Origin of the sequence: Paenibacillus agaridevorans, from assembly GCF_018604145.1 — a bacterium.
Taxonomy (GTDB): domain Bacteria; phylum Bacillota; class Bacilli; order Paenibacillales; family Paenibacillaceae; genus Pristimantibacillus; species Pristimantibacillus agaridevorans.
This window is the reverse complement of sequence record NZ_CP075889.1, coordinates 3,331,644-3,351,019: the sequence shown is the minus strand read 5'-3', so window position 1 is coordinate 3,351,019 and position 19,376 is coordinate 3,331,644. Positions and strand designations below refer to the sequence as shown.

Here is a 19,376-nt window from a genome sequence, read left to right as displayed (position 1 = left end):
TTTATACGGTCATTTCTTCTTAATCTCCGCTATGCGAAGCAGCATGACAGCTGCTTCTGCACGGGTGGCTGCTCCGCCCGGCACGAAGCGATTGTCGCTGCGACCGATGATGATCCCCAGTTGATGAATCGAAGCTACGGCGCCCCTTGCCCAAGCTGAGATGTCCGCATGATCGGCGAAAGCCGTGGGGAGGTCGGTATCCGTTGGCAATTTTAGTGCCTTGGCGATCATGACGGCCATCTCTGCCCTGGTAATTGTCGCTTCCGGACGGAAGTTGCCATCCGGATACCCAGATACGATGCCAAAAGCTGCTGCTTGCGCAATGGCCTGCTTCGCCCAATGGTTTTTGCCTGCCATATCGCCGAACAGGAGGGCGGTCTCCGCGCCTTCCCATTGGAAGAGTCCAGCCAGCATGACGGTAAATTCCGCGCGGGAAACGCGTCGATCCGGCCCGAAGCTGCTATCCGAGTAGCCTTGAACGATTCCGCGACAGCTCGCTTTGATGATAGACGTTTCTCCCCAATGACCAGCGATATCGGTGAAAGCGGATGGCTTGGAGCATTCTGATTCTGAGGGAGGAAGCGCGGCTTCGTCTCTTTCCAGCAAAATCTTGTATGTTCGTTTGGTCCCATTTTCCGCGGTGACCACGATCTCGAACAGGTCGGCTTCCTCTTCCAGCGAGATATCAGCCTTTACTCTGCCTGATCCGAGAACTTGTCCACCGAGCGATGTCGATGCTAACGTATGTTCCGGCAACATGTCTACGGTAATGCTCTGCACATCGGAACCGATATGCAAAGTATATTGGCAGCGAATGTTGCGGAGTACGTGTTGCCTGGATAGGCTGCTGCCGAGCTCTGCGAGTTATATTCCGTCTCAACCACGATTTCACGGATTTCGCCAAACGAGTCGGACGCGGTTGCATTTAAGGTAACAGGTTCTGCGCTCCATGTATCTTGCGTATAAGGAACTGCTGATGGACCAGTCGTCATCTCTACGTTCAGCGTCGGTGATGTTTTGTCGACCCGGAAGCGCCCGGAATGCCAGGTGGCTGCTCGATCCAACAGGGATCCTTGAACATGCAAAAACCATTCCCCTTCGGACGACAATTGTTCAATCTCGTCGCCACTTTCGAATGAGCGCCATTCTGCTTCTGGAGCGGGTTCAAGGTCCGTGTTCGTCCAGATATATTTGAGATTGAAGATGCCGTAAGCATCACCTGACACAGTCGTTGAGGCCGACTGCGCCCAGTCTTGGCCATCCGGGGAAAACTCTATAGTGGGCAGACTGATCGTTGATGCATCTATAAAAGGAATTTCGAATTCGATTGCATAATCATGAGCTGGCGAACCGGGTGATCCGATGATGGTAAAGTTGGATCTATTTTTACCGAATGCATTGCTCTCAATTGTGTCCACGCTTGGGGGGATTACGGCAAATGCAAGATCATTATTATAAAAGGCATCGCCTTTAATAATATTTACAGTAGACGGAATCACGATTGCGGTTAGCGCATTGCCCTCAAATGCAGAATACCAAATCGTCTCCAAACCTTCATTTAATACCACTTTATTAAGCTTATTATCTCGAAATGCAGCAAAACTGATCGATTTCACAGTTGCCGGAATTTCAACTTCGGTTATCGCATTGTGAGAAAAAGAAGCATATCCGATTTCCTCCAGCTGCCCTTCATTCAACTTCAACTTTGTGAGTCCGCTTTCTTTAAATGTATTCATTCCCATACTGCTTACACTAGCGGGTATTTCAATTTCAGATATTTTATTTCTAGCGAATGCTGCGGCGCCAATGGTCTGCAAACCCTCGTGCAAGGTAACTTTCGTCAGCGTATTCTGAATAAATGCAAGGTTTCCGATGTATGTCACGCTAGCCGGTATCTCGATTTCCGTTAGCTGATTTGTACTAAAAGCCCCGTCTCCGATCGATTTAAGGCGCTCATGAAAAGTCACTTTTGTTAGATTCATCCGCGTAAACGTTCCTCTATCGCCAATAGCCGTCACCGGAAGTTCACGCGCTGTTTCCGGAATAACAATCTCCGTATCCGTTCCATAATAATAAAGAATCTCGGCATAATCCGAATAATAGCCGAAGCTATAATCCGAAAGCGCCGCATCGGCTCTAGTGGCACCCCACGATACGAACCATACGGAACATACAACACCTACCGCCAGCAGCAGTCTCCTCCAGTCAAATCCTCGCAACATACCTTTCATCCTTCCACCTCGAGTTTGCTTATAGTGTAACAGGTGGCAATGAAAGAATTATGAAAGAAACGAGCCTCATACTGTTACGAAGACATAGCAGCAGCCGACCATATGATCGGCTGAGGGGTTTAGTATTAAGCAGAATTACCCGTTAAACTATTTTCAAACATATCGATGATAACAAGGAAGTGTTCGGCTTCGCGAAATACATGGTCCGCCAATAACGGATGAATGATACTTTTTATACGGCAGGCTTCAATCATGTCTCGGGCTGTTTTTTTGAAGTCGCGAAGCGATTTAACCGACACCTTGTTTTGATCTAAAAATTGGTCAAGCAGAGGAAGCGTTTGCGATTCTGGACGCATGGATTCCAAGTCCCTTGCTTGATACAGCAAGGTGTCGAATTCCTGGCTAAAATGATTTGCTTGTTCCACGAGTTGGCGCTCGGAAGGATCAAGCAAGTGGCTAATAAATTTAGCGTGATCGGCCATAATTCTTAAAAAGAATACGTTCTCGTCAATAATAGCATCAGGGAGAGGCTCCAACCTGCCGGCATTTAATTCCGATAACCGATTTCTAAAATAATTGGCTTCTCTGCTAACATGATCAACCAACAAGGGGAAGTTGTTTGCGCCAGGAAGTTGGCATCTTAGTATTAAACCGAGCACTTTTCGTTTAAAAGCCCAAATATAAGAAACAGCTATGTGTACTTCTTCGTTGAATCTTTTAATCACGGAGGGATCTGTTCCGATGTTAAATGAATTGGATTTATTTTCGATGGCTTCAAAAATGGCATAGAAATGATTGGCCTCATTAATTAATTGGGTATCATCGCAACGAAATCCTAGTTTAAGAAAAAGAGAATGCTCTTTCATAATTCGGGACCAAAACCGAACTTCTTCTAATGAACGAGCAACAAATGACTGATCTAACAACGGCAGCCTCTCCCTCTTTAAACATGATCTTTAAGAGTACTTTATGAGTGGAGAATTTGTACTATTCCCTATCTGGCGGTATTAATTTGGTTGACTTGTGAGAGTACATAATGATGGTGTACAGTTTGGAGTAGTAGAGGTTTCAACTAAAGAGAAGGAAGGGACTACGATGAAAGCAAGCGACGTGATGAATGCACAAGTATTCAAGGTGAAGGAGACGGACACGGTCCGAATGGTCATCGAGAAGTTCATCGACCACGGCATCAGCGGCATGCCGGTTGTCAATGAAGCCAATGCGATCGTCGGGTATATCAGCGACGGCGATATTATGCGATTTATCGGAAAGTCGGAGCAGGGGATGTTTGATGCGATCGCATACGCTTTCGTTATTCAGCTGGAAGATTATCAGGAGCCTTTCGAGGAAAGAACGAAGCGGCTGCTTAACCTCAATGTCATGGAGCTTGCCCGGAAGCGGGTCGTCACGATCGATTGGGATCGAGATATCGAGGATGTAGCGGCCATTCTGGGGAAGAAGCGCATCAAGAAGCTGCCGGTTGTGCGCAATGGCGTTCTGGTTGGCATTATCAGTCGTGGCAACGTCGTTCGTCACGCCTTCAAAAATTTGCTTTAAGAGGTATCGACTCGCATTTAAAAGTAATTCAACTCGCATTCTAAAGGTTGTTCATTATAAATGCCAAAAGGTACAGTCTTCTCAATGATGATGAGAGCTGTACCTTTTTGATTGACCGATAGTCAATGACCAGTAGCCATTGGCCGCTAGCCTGCCGCTAAATAACTCCGCCATTGTTTTTGAGATTTTCCAGCAAACGTACTTTCGAATCGTTAAGATGCGTATATATGGCTTCTCGCATAAGCGCAATGTCGCCGGTTCGAATGGACGCGATAATCGCGTAATGCTGCTCGAGCGCAGTCTCCACCATCGTTTGGGTGATGAGGGAGGACTTGGCTGCCGAGAAGCGGTAATTCATCAACTGTTGATAGATGTCGGTGTTCCGTTGGTTCCCGCCCATTCGAATAAAAGCAAGGTGAAAAGCCAGGTTGTACTCGGCGAGTTGATTGGAGTCAAATGGAGAGGAGCGAATGGTACTTTCGGTGAGCGACAGAATCTCTTCCATACTTGCCAGAGTTCCATTAATCTCATCTGCCGATAACTTTGGAAGGTTCTCGAGCACCCAGTATTCGAGCATAAGACGGGTGTCGATAATATCCAGCAGCGTCTTCTCATCGATAGCTACGACGAAGGTTCCGACCTTGGAGACGGTTTTGATCAAACCTTCGGTCTCCAGACGATTAAGCGCTTCTCTAATAGGCGTGCGGCTGACGCCTAGCTGGTTCGCTAATTCTGGTATGGATAATTTTTGATTGGGCTTAAACGTTCTGCGTATAATTTGCTCTTTCAACACCGAGTACGTTTTGTCCCATAAGTTGGAGTTGTCGAGTTTAGGCAGATCCATGAGCAATAACTTCCTTTGCGTAAAATGATTGTAGCCGTAGCCGTTTCACCTTGTATAGTAACATGGGCAATCGGTTGAAGTAAATGATGCATACAACATACCAGTTGGATGAACGCAGCGATATTGTTTGTTGACAGACCGGAAGGATGCCGATAAACTACTCATAAATGATGTATACAACATTTAACGGTTCGACGATTCCTATTAATTTGATTGATCCAACACTAATTCAACTGAAGGAGCAGCGCAAAATGATCAGACCTGCAGGAATCATACCGGCAATGGTTACGCCGTTTACAGAAAATCAAACTTTGGATGAGGCGGGCCTGCGTGTTCTTGTACAACGATTTATCGAGCAGGGTGTGCATGGATTATTCTGTCTTGGAACGAACGGCGAGTTTCTTATGCTTAACAAGCAAGAGAAGGTCAGAATTGCCGAGATTGTCGTCGAAGAGGCTGCCGGGCGAATTCCCGTATATGCCGGAACAGGCGGAATAAGCACGGATGAAACGATTACTCTGACGAAAGAGATGGAGCGGGTGGGCGTAGATGCGGTTTCGGTGATCACGCCCTACTTTCTAACGTTCTCGCAGGATGAGCTGACTCTTCATTATCAACGGATTGCGGCTTCCACTCATCTGCCGATTATTCTCTACAACATACCGAATCAGACAGGCAACTCGATTCAACCGCAAACAGCAGCCAAACTCGCTCGGGAATCGAATATTGTCGGGATCAAAGACAGCAGCGGCAGAATGGATGTCATTCTGCAACTTTTGGACGCGGCGGATGAATCGTTTGCGGTATTGGCGGGGACGGATTCTCTTATCCTGCCTACGTTGATGGCTGGCGGAACCGGCGCGATCGCGGCAACCTCGAATGTGCTTCCGCGGCTTGTCGCGTCGATCTACAACAACTGGGCAAACGGTGACCTGAAAGCGGCTCAACATGCCCAAGACGCCCTTCGCCCCCTTCGCAACTCCTTTCAATTAGGAACGATCCCTTCGGCATTAAAAGAAGCGATGAGCCAGCTGGGATTGCCGGGGGGACCCGCCCGCTTCCCGGTAAAGGGATTAGGCGAAAGCCAAAAGCGCGAGGTTGCAGGGATGATCCAAGCCTATATAGAATCAGGCGCCATCGCAAAGGAGGAGATAAACGTTGCCAGCTTTGAACGCACGGATCGATGATCAGTTGGCGAGCGGCAGAAGAAGTTTAAGGACACTGCCGACAACCAGTCTTCTCGGCCCGACAGGTGCCAGGCTCTGGGCGGATTATCTGGATCCCAAGCCTGGCTTTAGCGGAGCGATAGACTTTATACACAAATTGAATATTCCGCTGTTGTTCACCGTCCAATCGGATCAAGAGACTGTATTCGAGCCTTGCAAGCTGAACTGGCATCCCAGCTACTTGGCTTTCGAATATGAGAGCGCTTCGTTGTCATTGCGCGAGCATAAGTTTGTTACCTGGAACGATTGCGCGGTAGCCGTGCAAACATGGGAGAATCGCGGCCCGGATGCTATCGTCATCCGATTAAAGACCGACCCCCGTATTCTGCAAAATAAGGATCAGGGTACGATGTCGGGCGTCTACTCGGCAGATCGTTATGAGTTCGCCATACGGACTGTGCTAAAACTTAGCGATAACAGGCTGCACGAAGGGTTGGAGCTGGCGCCGGGCCAGCAGGCTCGGCTTGTCATTGCCGCGGCTATGGGCATCGCGGAGCAGGATGATGCCGCCGCTCTGGAACGGCGGGCAACCGCCTTCCTTGAACAACCGGCCGAGGATATCCTCCCGGCTCAACAAGCCGAATATCAGAGCTGGTTTGATCAAGCGCCCCAGTTCGCATGCAACGAACCTTTGATCACCAAAACCTGGCATTACCGCTGGTTTCTTATGCGGCATAATTTAGCCGATCCAAGGGTAGGGCAGCTGCAATACCCGCTTTTTTACGAAGGGCGCTCGCATAAGATGTCCAAGACGCCATTTGCCCCGCATGGTTGGGAGTTCTCGAAGCTTATTCCGCTTACCGCTCCGATGCATTTGCTCGAAGCCAGATGGTATCCGGATCGCTCTTACGGGGATGGCATATGGAAAAATATGATGGCAAGCCAGGATGACGACGGCCTGTATCGTTGTTTGTTAGTCAATGAAACGCTGCATTCATACGCGAATTTTATGGGATGGAGCGCCTATCAATATTATTTGATCCATCGGGACAAGGAGATGGCCCGGCAATTGCTGCCTTCTCTTAAGCGCCAGATAGATGGCGAAAGCCGGTTGATGGGCAATGCGGAGGATCGTTTAATCATCGAGTACAAACATAATCGGACGGGGAAGGAATACCAGCCGAGCTATTGGTACTTTAACGACTTCCCGAAAAACTGCAAGGACCCGGAGCTTGTCACGCCGCTCAAACGCGTAGATCGCTCGATTTATCATTATTTAAATTGCATCGGCGTCATGAACTTATGCCTGGCTTTAGGTGATCCCGAGGCCGAGAGGTTCGGGGAACAGGCAGAGCAAATCAAATCCGATGTTTTAGCCGGCATGTGGGATGAGGAAAGTCATTTTTTCTACGATTTGCATTATAAGGACAACCGGAAGGCTTACGTCAAAAATATTGTCGGATTTTACCCGTATTGGGCCGGAATGACGGATGACCGCCACAAAAACGGATTGGACTATCTCTTCGACGAACGTTACTTCGGGACACGCAATCCTTTCCCGTCCGTTGCCAAGGATTGTCCCGTATTCTCGGCCGAAGGGGGCTGGCAGGGCCATTTCTTTAAAGGAAGAAACGGCTGTGTCTGGAATGGTCCCACATGGCCTTACACGAACAGCGTCATCCTGGATGCGCTGGCGGAGGAGAGCAAACGAAGGGAGCATGTCTACGACAAAGAGTTCGGACATGCCTTCAGAGAGTACTCCATGCTGCATTACGCGCAGCGGGACCTCGACAAACCTTATTTGGTGGAGCATTATGACAGTATGACGGGAGAGCCGATCAGCGATGACGTGGATTATAATCATTCGTACTACATTGATCTCGTAATCCGGCATATTGCGGGATTAAACGTGCAGGAGGACGGAATCGTACTCGATCCTGTACATGTCGGTTTAACCCATTTCGAGCTGAATAATGTGAAAATTAACGATGACGCCATTCGTGTGACTTATAACAAGTCAGCCTCGCAGGATGGGAACTTGGAGCAAGGTTATCGCTTATACGTGAACAATGAATTGGTGCTTCATAGCGAGCACCTGCAGATGATGAAGTATACGTTTCCACGATCATCGACAAAGGAATGAGCTTATGCGACCTTATCAATTTCAATCGGCCGACAAAATTATAGCAGGATGCCATACGCTGGAGAGACTGAACGAATATTTGAATGTGCTTCCGCCGGTTCGAACCGCGCTGGTTCTATCTCAGCCGTCTATCGTTAAGGCTGGATACGCGGAGTCAGTCGTTCGACAGCTGGAGCAATCGGGCATCGCATGTCAATTAAATGCGGATGTGAGGCCGGAGCCGACGGATCAAGCTATTATCGAGATATTCGAAAAATATAAAGACGAAGGATACGATATGGTAGTGGGGATCGGAGGAGGGAGCGTGCTCGATGCCGCCAAAATTTTGTCTGTCTTGGCGACTAATGCAATGTCTATCGAAGAGATGCTGGGCATCGATAAAATTGCGGCAGCGGGCGTTCCCTTGATTCTGATTCCGACTACGTCCGGAACGGGATCCGAAGTAACGCCCAATGCGATTGTAACGCTGCCGGAGCAAGAGCTCAAGATCGGAATCGTCAGCCGTTACCTGCTGCCGCAACTCGTCATCATCGATCCGCTGCTTACGCTTGGGCTGCCTAAACCGATTACGGCAGCAACGGGCATGGATGCTTTTACGCATGCCTTCGAATCGTTTATCTCGAACAAAGCCAATCCATTTAGCGATATGTTTGCTCTGGAATCCATGCGTCTCATCAGCCAAAGCATCGAAACGGCGTATCATCATGGCGATCAAGCGGATGCGCGCGAAGCGATGATGCTCGGGTCGATGTATGGCGGCATGGCGCTTACCTGCGCGGGCACCGCGGCCGTGCACGCGATGGCTTATCCGATCGGCGGGAAGTTCAATATCCCGCATGGCGTCGCGAATTCGATGCTGCTGCCGCATGTGCTGGCGTTTAACCTGGATGCGATCGCGCATCGAATGAATCTTGCAGCTTCCGCTATGGGGATAACGGATTCGCATCGCTGCTCCTCCGGGGAAGCGGCGGATCGCGTACTCGAGCGAATTACGAAGTGGACGTCCGCGCTCGACATTCCACAGGATCTGCGAAGCTTCGGCGTCACCGATCTGGATGTGCCCGACTTGGCCATCGCGGCTTCGAAGGTTACCCGATTGATGGACAATAATCCGAAGCAACTGACAGTGGACGACATCGAGAGCATCTATCGACAACTAATCAGATAAACTGGGGGAGATGTAAATGAACCGATTTGATGGAATCATCCGCAAGAAGCCGGATCAGCCGGGCGTGGAAGAAGCTTATCTGCCTGTTCGGTATTTAACGAGCCACTGCGCGAACTTGATCGAATTGGATCAAGGGGACTTGCTATGCGTGTGGTTCTCGGGGAGCGCCGAAGGCAATCCCGATACCAATATCGTCATGTCGCGGCTGCCGCTGGGCGCTGCCGGGTGGACCGAGCCTATTGAATTATCCAGCGACCCGGATCGGTCCGAGCAGAATCCCGTCCTCTTTCAACAACCAAATGGAGAGTTATGGCTGATGCACACCTCCAATGAGCCGCATAATCAGACTACATCCAGAGTTGTGCGGCGAATTTCTGCCGATCGCGGCCATACGTGGTCAGATCCGGAGATCATGTTCGACGGTCCGGGCTTCTTTTTGAGACATCCTGTCGTCATTATGGACAATGGCAACTGGCTGCTGCCTGCTTATTATTGCAAAGAAGAGGATGAATACGCCGTCGTATTTATTAGCGGGGATCAGGGAAACACTTGGACGGAACATCCGATACCGGAGGTGTCCCGACGCGTCCAAATGAGCGTCGTATCTTTGCGGGATGGCAGTCTGTACGCGATGTTCCGCAGCCGCGATTCCGACCGAATCTATACAAGCCGTTCGCATGATTATGGCGTGACCTGGACAGCGCCGGAACGGAGCGAGCTTCCGAACAATAATTCATCCATGCAGGTCGTGCGATTAATAAATAATCATCTTGCGCTTATCTATAACCCGGCTAGCCTGGAAAATAATAATTTCCGCTGGTACGAAAAAAACGGTCAGACGCTTAAGAAGGCGCTGCGAACTCCCTTAACGATCGCCATATCCCAGGACGAAGGGGAGACCTGGCCGCGCAAGCTCGATCTGCAAGTCGCAGATCAAGAATATTGGGAGAACGAGATCGGTTATTCTTATCCATCGATTCTGCAGAGCAGGGATGGAGCGATCCATGTGGCGTTTACGTATTTGCGTAAAGGGATCAAATACTATAAGCTGGATGAGGGAATTATTCGATAAGACGAGCTGTGCTTCTATGATAATCAACTGGAGGGTCTCATGAGATATCCCAATTATATGTATCGAATACTTGTGATTGCTTTATTGATTGGCATCATTCCGGTTATTATCGTGGGCTTCGTCTCGTTTTGGATCGCTTCGAAGGATATTGAGGATAGAGTGAAACAATCCAATATTCAAATCCTGAAGCAAGACCAGCTGAGAGTGGAACAAATGATTATGAATCTGGAGGCTTCCGCATTGCAATATGCGGGGTCTTCTTTGGTTCTTGAAGCGATAAGAGGAGAAATTTCGCACAAGGATTACAGACAGATCTGGGATCTGTCCAAAGGGCTGTATACTCTTCAGGCAAACGATGGGATTAAGGAAGTTTATCTGATCCACTTTAAGGACAATTGGATTATTCGCAACAACGGTTTTTACGAGCTTAACCAATTCGAACATGCCGAGCAATTAAAAAATGCGGCCGCGCAAAATCCGAAGAAGATGTTCTGGGTGTTCGCCGATAATCCGCTATCGTCAGATACGGTGAATTTAATCGTCAAGCTTCCTTTATACCTGAATTCCAATAATGCCGATGGCATACTTGTCATTGAGATGTTCAGGAATGATTTATTCCGCTCTCTCTTCGAAGATCAACCCGGACACGCGATCGTGCTTGATGCCGAATATGAGCCTATTGTTGCCGGGCCCGGGCAATTGGCGGCGGATACCGATGAGCTTCGGCCTTTATTAGACTCGGCAAATGGATTTGTCGGAGCCAGGGTGAACGGTCAGGACTGGGGCATTGCTTATATCCGGTCGTCGTACAACGACTTGATCTATATGTCGTTCGAATCCATGACGGAGATCAAACAGCAAACAAGCAAGATTACGGATATTACGATCATCACTTGTCTTTCCTTGTTCCTGCTCGTGGCGGTGTTTTCTTATTATGGAAGCCGAAGATTGTATTCTCCCATCAAACGATTATTCGAATACTTGGGCGGCGAACAATATCGCGATGCCAAAGACAAAAGTCATAACGAGTTTAGCGTCATAGAAGAACGATTTAAAACGATGTTTCACTCGGAGAAGAAGCTGCAGCTGCAGGTCAAAGAGCAATTTCCGCGAATGAGAGAGCTGCTGGTGCTGCAATTGTTTATGGATCATTATTCGCCGGAAGACTGGCTGTACAAATGCAGGATGCTGGGCTTCTCCGTTCATTGGAAGTATTATGCGGTTATCGTGCTGCAAATTGACACGTTAACGGATTCCAAATATAAAGCAACCGACCGCGACTTGCTGTTATACGCGATTAATAATATAGCGGAAGATATTATACAGGACACGAACTGGTTTAAACCGATATTGCTGGATCAATCCCAAGTCAGCATTGTCTATTGCGACAAGCCGACGCTAGAGGAAGCCAATGCTTATTTTTATGACATTGCCAAACAATTAAAAGCCAATGTCGCCCAATATTTGAGCGTGCAGGTCAGCATAGGCATAAGCAATACTTTCGATCAAATAACGGATGCCAAACGCGCCTATAAGGAAGGACTGCAAGCGATTCAGAGCCGATTCGTGCTGGGCAACGATATTATTTTGCACTATGACGATCTGCGCTACAACCTGGAATTCGACAATAAGGCTTATATCGAACTGAAGGCTTTGGAAAATCAAGTGCTGCAAGCCTTTAAACCTGCCGATCAGCCGCGAGTGGAGGAAGCCTTCCAGAAATATCTGGACGCGATCACGCACAAACAAATCGGCTTCAAGGAATATCAAATTCTGATGAGACAATTATTATCGAAAATATTCGAACTCATTCAAGAGCACGGCGTTCCGATTACCGAGGTATTTGATCCTTCCGTTATTCAGGACGAGTGGAAGCAGCTTAATCAGACGGAGGAGATCCGCAAGTGGTTCGGAGACTTCGTGTTCGCGCCGGTTATTACGTTTCTGCATAATCGCGAGCAATCCAAATTTGCCAATGTAGCGGGCGAGATGCTAAAGATCGTACGCGATCACTATGACCGGGATCTGTCGCTGGAAATGTGCGGAGACCTGCTGAATTACCATCCCGTCTACTTAAGCCGCGTGTTCAAAAAGCAAATAGGCATGAACTTTACCGAATATGTCGCCCAGTCCCGCATGGATCAAGCGAAAATTTGGCTGGAGCAAACGGATATGATGGTATCGGAAATCGCCGAGAAATTATCCTACAACAATACGACGGCGTTTATCCGAACCTTCCGAAAAGTCGTTGGCGAAACACCGGGCAAATATCGAACCGAGCACAAGAAAAACGAATGAATAAAAGTCGGGACCAATTGGATAAGAATCTCTTGCGCCAGCTGCTTTTAGCGGATGCAAGAGATTCTTTTTTTTTTGCAGTAAAGTTGAATGGAGCATATTCCATATTGAATGCAGTGCGATGGTGGAAAAGAAAGCGAGTAGTTGAAAACGGGAGATTGATTGTTACCCGGATTCTGAAATAATTAGCCTTATCAAACAGCCGCTATCGATCGGCTCAACCATCAACCACTGGAGGACCGCTATGAATGTGAACCCATTAAGAAAACCGAATGATATCCTTCGAGAGTTGTATAAGAATAGCTGGTTGTATCTCATGCTGATTCCCGGTCTCGTATACTTCCTTATTTTTAAGTACTGGCCGATGTGGGGATTAGTGATGTCCTTTCAGAACTTCAAGCCGCATCTGGGCATCAGCGGCAGCGAATGGGTGGGACTGGAGCATTTTATCCGCTTGTTCTCCGAGCCGCAGTTTTTTAAATTATTCCGCAATACAGCCGTTCTAGCTCTCTATAATATCTGTTTCTTTTTCCCGATCCCGATCATTCTGGCGTTAATGCTGAATGAGGTCCGCGTGGAGTTGTTCAAACGCTCGATCCAAACGGTCATTTACATTCCCCATTTTGTTTCCTGGGTGGTCATCGTGGGGATCAGTTATATGTTTCTTACGACGGAAGGCGGCATTATCAACGATTTGATTGCTCACTTCGGCTTCGAGAAAATCCCGTTCCTGCTAAGCGAAGAATGGTTTAGAACGCTGATCACGGGGCAGACCATCTGGAAGGAAGCGGGCTGGGGAACGATTATTTATTTGGCGGCGTTGTCCGGCATCGATATGCAGCTCTACGAAGCAGCCAGGATGGATGGCGCGAATCGCTGGAGGCAAATGTGGCATATTACGCTCCCCGGGATCCGCGGTACGATCATCATCTTGTTTATATTGAAGATGGGCGATTTTTTGGATGTCAGCTTCGAACAGGTCTTTCTGGTGCTCAACACGATGAACAGGGAAGTTGGAGAAGTGTTCGACACTTATGTATACACCAAGGGTCTGACGCAAGCGCAATATAGCTACAGCGCGGCTGTAGGGGTGTTCAAATCCGTATTTGCGTTAGTGCTGGTGCTGGGTACGAACTGGCTGGCTAAGAAAGCCGGAGAAGAAGGTATTTATTAAATGATAGGAAAGGCGTGATCACCATGAAAGATCGTTCCTGGGGCAATCGATTATTCGATAGCGCGAACTACTTGCTGTTGACAATAGTCGCATTAGTCATGATTTTACCCTTTATTTACGTCATAGCCGTTTCCTTTGCGACTCCCGAAGAGATTGCGCAACGCGGCTTTATCCTGTTCCCTACGCAATTCTCGCTTTCGGCGTATGCCTATATTTTTTCGACGGACACCTTGCTTCGCAGCTTGGGGACATCGATCTATATTACGCTCATGGGCACCTTTATTAATTTGTTTTTTACCTCAATGATGGCCTATCCGCTGGCCAAGCGGCATCTGCGCGGCAGAGAAAAGATATTGCTTCTCGTTCTATTTACGATGCTGTTTAACGGCGGCATGATTCCTACCTACTTTGTGGTGAAGGATGTAGGTTTAATTGACTCCTTATGGGCATTAATGATTCCGGGGGCCATAAGCGCCTTCAACTTGATTATTATGAAAAACTTTTTCCAGCAGGTCCCTTACGAGCTTGAGGAATCCGCCAAGATCGATGGATGCAATGATCTCGGCATCTTGTTCCGTATCGTTATTCCCTTGTCGCTCCCGGCGATGGCAACCATAGGTTTGTTTTATGCGGTAACCCATTGGAACACGTTCTTTAATGCGATCTTGTACATTAACGACTCCAGCAAGTGGCCGCTTCAAGTTCTGCTGAGAGATATTGTCATGTTGGCCAATGACCGGTTCGGCGATCAGTCGGCGGTGGAACGTTCCGATTTCCACCCGATCACGATCAGGATGGCGGTTATCGTATTCGCTACCGTTCCCATCCTGCTTGTCTACCCTTTCTTGATGAAACACTTTGCCAAAGGCGCAATGATGGGTTCGGTTAAGGGATAATCCGTTTTGACAATTCAAAGCCGGATATCTTTTAATAAATACAAAGGAAAAAATGGAGGTCTTATCTTGAAAAAGTTAACGGTGTTGCTCTGTACGGTGCTGACTGCTTCCAGCGTATTGGCTGCCTGCGGCTCGAACGACAATTCGACAGTCAACAATGCGCCTGATTCGGGAGGGAACAAGGCGAAATCGGACAAACCATTCCACATTACAATGGTTGCCGAGCAATCGACGCAAATCCCGAAGGAAGACAATGAGATTGAAACGAAGCTTCAAGAATACACCGGCGTCGATTTTTCGATGCAGTGGATTCCCGGCTCCGCTTATGACGACAAGATCAACGTCATGATCGCCTCACAAGATCTGCCTGAAATAATGACGATCAAATACTCTCCCAATTACATCAGTTATATGAAAGAGGGATTGTTTTGGGAGGTAGGCCCGCTCATCAAGGATTATCCGAATCTGGCGGAGGTCAGCCCGCTTCATTACGAGAATGTGTCTGTAGATGGCAAAGTATACGGCGTGCCGCTATTCCGTTCGCTCGCCAGATCGGGCGTCACGTTCCGCAAAGACTGGCTGGAGAAATTAAATCTGGAATTGCCGGTTACATTAGATGATTGGTATAACGTGGTGAAAGCAATGGGCGAAGGGGATCCGGACGGCAATGGCAAGAAGGACTCTTACGGCATTATGCTGGACAAAATTTTCGCCGATGGACCATCCTCTGTCGTAAATCTGCTCGCGGTTAGCCAAGGAGCGCCTAATCAATGGGGAGTGGAAGACGGCAAAGTTGTTCCGAGCTTCTATTCCCAGACCTACTTCGACGTATTGACCTTATTCCGCAAATTGTACAGCGAGAACTTGATCAATCAGGATTTTGCGGTTATCGACGACTCCAGCGCGGGCACCACTTGGGATGCCGGCAAGCTCGGCATTAAGGTGGGGACGGCTGGTATTGCGGTTGCGCTGCAAGGCACGGTAGCCAAGACCGTTCCAACCGCTGTCGTTGACGTAGAACCTCTCCAGGGCGCGGATGGCAAGCGGGCGCCTGCCGAATTGGGCAATAACGGATTGCTGGTATTCCCGAAATCCAGCGTGAAGACGGAAGAAGATTTGAAGAAAATTCTGGGGTTCTTAAATAAACTGTTGGACGAGCCAATGGCGACCCTCCTCCAATACGGCATTGAAGGCAAGCACTGGAAAAATACAGACGGCAACGCGACCGTGATCGATGAAGATCTGTTCCGCTTGGAAGGCAAGCCGTATCGTGACAGACTGCTGGCGATTAACCCGGGAGGGAAGTCGATTCCGAAGGATATGTCCGATTTGGAGAGAAAAACATTAGACATCACCGTAGACAACTTAAACTATGCGGTCGGAAACCCGGCGGTATCGCTCTCCTCGGAAACCTATTCCCAAAAAGGGGCGGAGCTCAACATTATTATGCTTGACGCCCAAGTCAAATATATTATGGGCAATATTGACGAAGAAGGCTGGAAGAAAGAGATCGCGAATTGGGAAAAAGCCGGCGGTTTAAAAATCATTGAGGAATATACCGAACAATATAATCTGATTAAAGAATAGGTTTGCGATGGACCGGGAGCAGGTGTTCACACCTCCCCGGTTCATTTTCAAACAAGGACCCGGAGGTGCTGACGATGTACGTGATCAGCTATTTTAAAAATGCGGATGAGAGTCTGTATCTCGCCGAAAGCAAGGACGGATACTCATGGAAGGAACGAAATGACGGCAAACCTGTGTTTGCATCCAGCGTAGGAACAAAAAACATGCGCGACCCTTTCCTCTATCAGGATAAGGGCGGGCTCTTCCATCTCGTCTGGACGGACGGTTGGGGCAGCAGGAGCATCGGCTACGCTTGTTCGAGCAATCTGACGGATTGGAGCGACGAGAAGCTGATTCCCGTTATGGAGCATATGCCGGTTACGCAGAACACGTGGGCGCCCGAAATTTATTATGACACCGCCCAGGTGGCGTATCGCATTGTATGGTCGTCCACCGTGGAAGAAGGTCCGCGGAATCATCGCATCTGGTCTGTAACGACGACGGATTTTAATACCTTCTCGGAGGCGAAGCTGTTTTTTGATCCCGGTTATAACGTAATTGACGCTAACGTTACGGATTTGGGCGATTGTTACTTCATGTTGTATAAGGACGAACGGCTAAATGATGATGAAGGGGCGGCATGCAAGGCGATTCGATCCTGTTATCTGGATAAGGGAGAGTCTGATCGACCTAATGTACGGGACATCTCGGAGCTGCTAACCTTCCATATGACGGAAGGCCCCACTCTCTATAACGTAGATCGCGATGGCAAAAGGGAATGGATCATGCTTGTCGACCGATTTAGAGCGGATATCTATGACGCTTATCGTTCTTTCGACCTGCGGGATTGGGAGCTGATCAACGACCGCATGGAGCTGCCCTCTGCGGTTAAGCACGCTACCGTGATTAAGATCGATGAGGAAACGGAGCTGGGGGTGCAGGGGTGAAAATCGCGATCATTGCAGATGATTTAACGGGGGCTAATGACAGCGGCGCGCAGTTAGTTCGTGCCGGCTTGAGAACGTCGGTGATGATTGGCGATCAGCGAAGGCCAAGCGGAGAGCATGACGCTATCGTATTCGATACCGACAGCAGGGCGGTTAGCGGGGCGGAAGCCTACCGCCGCGTACAGGCGGTTGCACGAACTGTCGTGCAAGACGGTGCCCGGGACATCTACAAGAAGATGGATTCGACGATGAGGGGCAATATTGGCGCAGAGCTTGACGCGATGTATGATGTATGTTCGCCGGATTTTGTCATTATTGCGCCCGGCTTTCCCAGAAACGGACGTCAAGTCATAGACGGGTACCATTATCTTAACGGCGTGCCGCTGCATAAATCCGAGGCGGCCAACGATCCCAAGACACCCGTGATGGAATCCTTCCTCCCCCGTTTGCTGGCGCAACAAACCGATAGGCCGATCGCTTTTGTCACTTATGCCGAAATCCGGCGTGGCTTCGACGAAGTGAAACGTAAGCTGGATCGATTTAAAGCCGATGGAATCCCTTATCTGATCTTTGATTCGGAGGACGAATCCGATTTGGAGGCTATTATCCGGATCGTACAGGCAACCGAATACCGCGTCGTATGGTCCGGATCGGCAGGGCTGGTGTCGTACATGCCGCTGCACGGCGATACAAATACAATTGCTCCGATTATGGCAACGGAGCGGGATAAGGACTCCGATCGGACGGCGCCCGTTCTTCTTGCGATCGGCAGCGCGAGCTCCGAATCGCGCAAGCAAGTGGCATTTGTGCTTCAACAGCCCGATGTCATCGGCGTTATGGTCCGATGCGATCGTCTCGTTTCAACGCCGGACAACTGCAGGGACGAGATTGAACGTGCTTGCGCATTGGCCTCCACAGGTCTCGCCGGCGGAGCTCACGTCGCGTTGTACTGCGCATCCGATCTCGATGATGTGGCTAGAGCGCAAGAGATGGGCCGCTCCCACGGGTGGAGCCCCACAGAGGTCAGTCACCGGATTGCGGTTATTATGGGACAAATGGCAAGCAGATTGTTAGACAAGCAAGCAGTAGCGGGGATCGCGCTTACAGGCGGCGATATCGCGAAACAGGTCATCACGCAGCTGGGCGCCAGCGAACTGACCTTGATCGGAGAGGTCGAGACCGGCGTGCCGATCGGCAGATTAACAGGCGGCAAAAACATATGCGCCGTCACCAAGGCGGGAAGCTTCGGTTCCGAGAGGGTGCTATGGGCATCCATAAATTCACTTCAGATGAGGGTTGGCCAATGAAACCTTGTATTGGGATTACGATGGGCGATTGTGCGGGAGTAGGACCGGAAATCATTGTAAAGGCGCTGCAAGCTCCCGAGCTCTATAAAAGTTGTCGACCGGTTGTTATAGGCGATGCCAAAATGTTAAAACGTGCTGCGGAACTGGCGAATTCAGAGGTCGTTGTACATGCCGTGACGAGCATGGAACATTGTCGTTTCCTGCCCGGCGAGATCGACTGTATCGATCTGGATTTATTGCCGGCGGATCTCCCTTTCGGTCAAGTGTCGGCGCAAGCGGGGGACGCGGCTTATCAATATATTGCAAGGGCGATTACGATGGCGCAAAATCATGAAATTGACGCGATCTGCACAGCGCCGCTTAATAAAGAAGCACTTCACAAAGGCGGTCATCTCTATCCCGGGCATACGGAGATATTGGCGCATTTGACCGATACGGAGGATTTCTCCATGATGCTTACCACGCCGAAGCTGAGGGTGATTCATCTCACGACGCATGTGGGATTAATAAAAGCGATTGAGATGATTAATCCGGAGCGCACTTATACCGTCATCAAGTTGGCTCACGATACATTGGTAAGGGCCGGATATCCCCGTCCGACGATCGCCGTATGCGGGATCAATCCTCATGCGGGCGAAAATGGCTTATTCGGCAATGGAGAAGAAGAGGAGAAGCTGCTGCCGGGCATACAGAGAGCGCAGGCCGAAGGGATCGCGGCAACGGGACCCCATCCGGCGGATACGTTATTCTACCTGGCGGCGCGAGGCGATTACGACATGGTGGTCGCCTGCTATCACGACCAAGGACATGCCCCGATCAAAGTGTTGGGGATCGAAGAGGGAGTTAATATTACGATCGGACTAAAGGGCGGCATTATTCGCACCTCCGTCGATCATGGCACGGCATTTGATATAGCGGGATCCAATAGGGCCGACGAAAGAAGCATGATTGCGGCGATTCGCGCAGCCGTCGAGCTGGCGCCAAAAGAAAATCAGGGGAAGTGAGTG

The 19,376-nt window shown here is 49.2% G+C and carries 16 protein-coding genes; 12 read left to right on the top strand and 4 right to left on the bottom strand.

Annotated features, from left to right (window positions below; genetic code table 11):
* Positions 1-9: 9 nt before the first annotated feature.
* The 3 genes from KJW29_RS14290 to KJW29_RS14280 form a co-directional block, all read right to left on the bottom strand.
* On the bottom strand, positions 10-759 hold the full coding sequence (locus KJW29_RS14290) for an S-layer homology domain-containing protein (protein ID WP_246608720.1): 750 nt from the start codon (positions 757-759) through the stop codon (positions 10-12).
* Between the two features lie 2 nt (positions 760-761).
* Positions 762-2,231 carry a leucine-rich repeat domain-containing protein gene (locus KJW29_RS14285; protein WP_214630276.1) on the bottom strand — a complete coding sequence of 490 codons (1,470 nt, stop codon included), beginning with the start codon at positions 2,229-2,231 and terminating at the stop codon, positions 762-764.
* 125 nt (positions 2,232-2,356) lie between these two features.
* Positions 2,357-3,157 (bottom strand): DUF2935 domain-containing protein, encoded by an 801-nt coding sequence (locus tag KJW29_RS14280; RefSeq protein ID WP_425517535.1) that lies wholly within the window; start codon positions 3,155-3,157, stop codon positions 2,357-2,359.
* Positions 3,158-3,326: 169 nt separating this feature from the next.
* On the opposite strand from KJW29_RS14280, the gene KJW29_RS14275 reads away from it, so the two are divergent.
* Positions 3,327-3,788 carry a CBS domain-containing protein gene (locus tag KJW29_RS14275; protein ID WP_187101030.1) on the top strand — a complete coding sequence of 154 codons (462 nt, stop codon included), beginning with the start codon at positions 3,327-3,329 and terminating at the stop codon, positions 3,786-3,788.
* Between the two features lie 157 nt (positions 3,789-3,945).
* Here the strand turns inward: KJW29_RS14275 and KJW29_RS14270 are convergent, their stop codons facing one another.
* Positions 3,946-4,632 (bottom strand): GntR family transcriptional regulator, encoded by a 687-nt coding sequence (locus KJW29_RS14270; protein WP_214630275.1) that lies wholly within the window; start codon positions 4,630-4,632, stop codon positions 3,946-3,948.
* A 251-nt stretch (positions 4,633-4,883) separates the two neighbouring features.
* Here KJW29_RS14270 and dapA point away from each other — a divergent pair, with 251 nt between their 5' ends.
* The 11 genes from dapA to pdxA all read left to right on the top strand — a co-directional run bounded on the left by dapA (position 4,884) and on the right by pdxA (position 19,373).
* Positions 4,884-5,819, top strand: coding sequence for a 4-hydroxy-tetrahydrodipicolinate synthase (gene dapA / locus KJW29_RS14265; protein ID WP_214630274.1), 936 nt, complete (start codon positions 4,884-4,886; stop codon positions 5,817-5,819).
* Entirely contained in the window at positions 5,791-7,941 is a 2,151-nt protein-coding gene (locus KJW29_RS14260; protein WP_246608719.1) for an MGH1-like glycoside hydrolase domain-containing protein, read from the top strand. The genes dapA and KJW29_RS14260 overlap by 29 nt, the downstream gene beginning before the upstream one ends.
* A 4-nt stretch (positions 7,942-7,945) precedes the next feature.
* Positions 7,946-9,109, top strand: coding sequence for an iron-containing alcohol dehydrogenase (locus tag KJW29_RS14255; RefSeq protein WP_214630273.1), 1,164 nt, complete (start codon positions 7,946-7,948; stop codon positions 9,107-9,109).
* 16 nt (positions 9,110-9,125) lie between these two features.
* Positions 9,126-10,181, top strand: coding sequence for a sialidase family protein (locus KJW29_RS14250; protein WP_214630272.1), 1,056 nt, complete (start codon positions 9,126-9,128; stop codon positions 10,179-10,181).
* A 39-nt stretch (positions 10,182-10,220) separates the two neighbouring features.
* Complete coding sequence (locus KJW29_RS14245; protein WP_214630271.1) at positions 10,221-12,479, top strand: helix-turn-helix domain-containing protein; 2,259 nt, start codon at positions 10,221-10,223, stop codon at positions 12,477-12,479.
* A 244-nt stretch (positions 12,480-12,723) separates the two neighbouring features.
* The gene (locus KJW29_RS14240; protein WP_214630270.1) at positions 12,724-13,653 is read left to right on the top strand and encodes an ABC transporter permease; all 930 of its coding nucleotides are present in this window, start codon (positions 12,724-12,726) and stop codon (positions 13,651-13,653) included.
* A gap of 23 nt (positions 13,654-13,676) precedes the next feature.
* On the top strand, positions 13,677-14,549 hold the full coding sequence (locus KJW29_RS14235) for a carbohydrate ABC transporter permease (protein WP_187101023.1): 873 nt from the start codon (positions 13,677-13,679) through the stop codon (positions 14,547-14,549).
* A 66-nt stretch (positions 14,550-14,615) separates the two neighbouring features.
* Complete coding sequence (locus KJW29_RS14230) at positions 14,616-16,136, top strand: extracellular solute-binding protein (RefSeq protein WP_214630269.1); 1,521 nt, start codon at positions 14,616-14,618, stop codon at positions 16,134-16,136.
* Positions 16,137-16,210: 74 nt separating this feature from the next.
* On the top strand, positions 16,211-17,062 hold the full coding sequence (locus KJW29_RS14225) for a glycoside hydrolase family 43 protein (RefSeq protein WP_214630268.1): 852 nt from the start codon (positions 16,211-16,213) through the stop codon (positions 17,060-17,062).
* A complete protein-coding gene (locus KJW29_RS14220) occupies positions 17,059-18,369 on the top strand; it encodes a four-carbon acid sugar kinase family protein (protein ID WP_214630267.1) in 1,311 nt (436 codons plus the stop codon). The genes KJW29_RS14225 and KJW29_RS14220 overlap by 4 nt, the downstream gene beginning before the upstream one ends.
* Positions 18,366-19,373, top strand: coding sequence for a 4-hydroxythreonine-4-phosphate dehydrogenase PdxA (gene pdxA, locus KJW29_RS14215; RefSeq protein WP_214630266.1), 1,008 nt, complete (start codon positions 18,366-18,368; stop codon positions 19,371-19,373). Before KJW29_RS14220 ends, pdxA begins: the two co-directional genes overlap by 4 nt.
* Positions 19,374-19,376: the final 3 nt, after the last annotated feature.

Coding starts and splice junctions, on each gene's coding strand:
- KJW29_RS14290 (WP_246608720.1), bottom strand. CDS start 759: ATGTTGCCGGAACATACGTTAGCATCGACATCGCTCGGTGGACAAGTT.
- KJW29_RS14275 (WP_187101030.1), top strand. CDS start 3,327: ATGAAAGCAAGCGACGTGATGAATGCACAAGTATTCAAGGTGAAGGAG.
- KJW29_RS14225 (WP_214630268.1), top strand. CDS start 16,211: ATGTACGTGATCAGCTATTTTAAAAATGCGGATGAGAGTCTGTATCTC.
- KJW29_RS14285 (WP_214630276.1), bottom strand. CDS start 2,231: ATGAAAGGTATGTTGCGAGGATTTGACTGGAGGAGACTGCTGCTGGCG.
- dapA (WP_214630274.1), top strand. CDS start 4,884: ATGATCAGACCTGCAGGAATCATACCGGCAATGGTTACGCCGTTTACA.
- KJW29_RS14240 (WP_214630270.1), top strand. CDS start 12,724: ATGAATGTGAACCCATTAAGAAAACCGAATGATATCCTTCGAGAGTTG.
- KJW29_RS14255 (WP_214630273.1), top strand. CDS start 7,946: ATGCGACCTTATCAATTTCAATCGGCCGACAAAATTATAGCAGGATGC.
- pdxA (WP_214630266.1), top strand. CDS start 18,366: ATGAAACCTTGTATTGGGATTACGATGGGCGATTGTGCGGGAGTAGGA.
- KJW29_RS14270 (WP_214630275.1), bottom strand. CDS start 4,632: ATGGATCTGCCTAAACTCGACAACTCCAACTTATGGGACAAAACGTAC.
- KJW29_RS14235 (WP_187101023.1), top strand. CDS start 13,677: ATGAAAGATCGTTCCTGGGGCAATCGATTATTCGATAGCGCGAACTAC.
- KJW29_RS14245 (WP_214630271.1), top strand. CDS start 10,221: ATGAGATATCCCAATTATATGTATCGAATACTTGTGATTGCTTTATTG.
- KJW29_RS14250 (WP_214630272.1), top strand. CDS start 9,126: ATGAACCGATTTGATGGAATCATCCGCAAGAAGCCGGATCAGCCGGGC.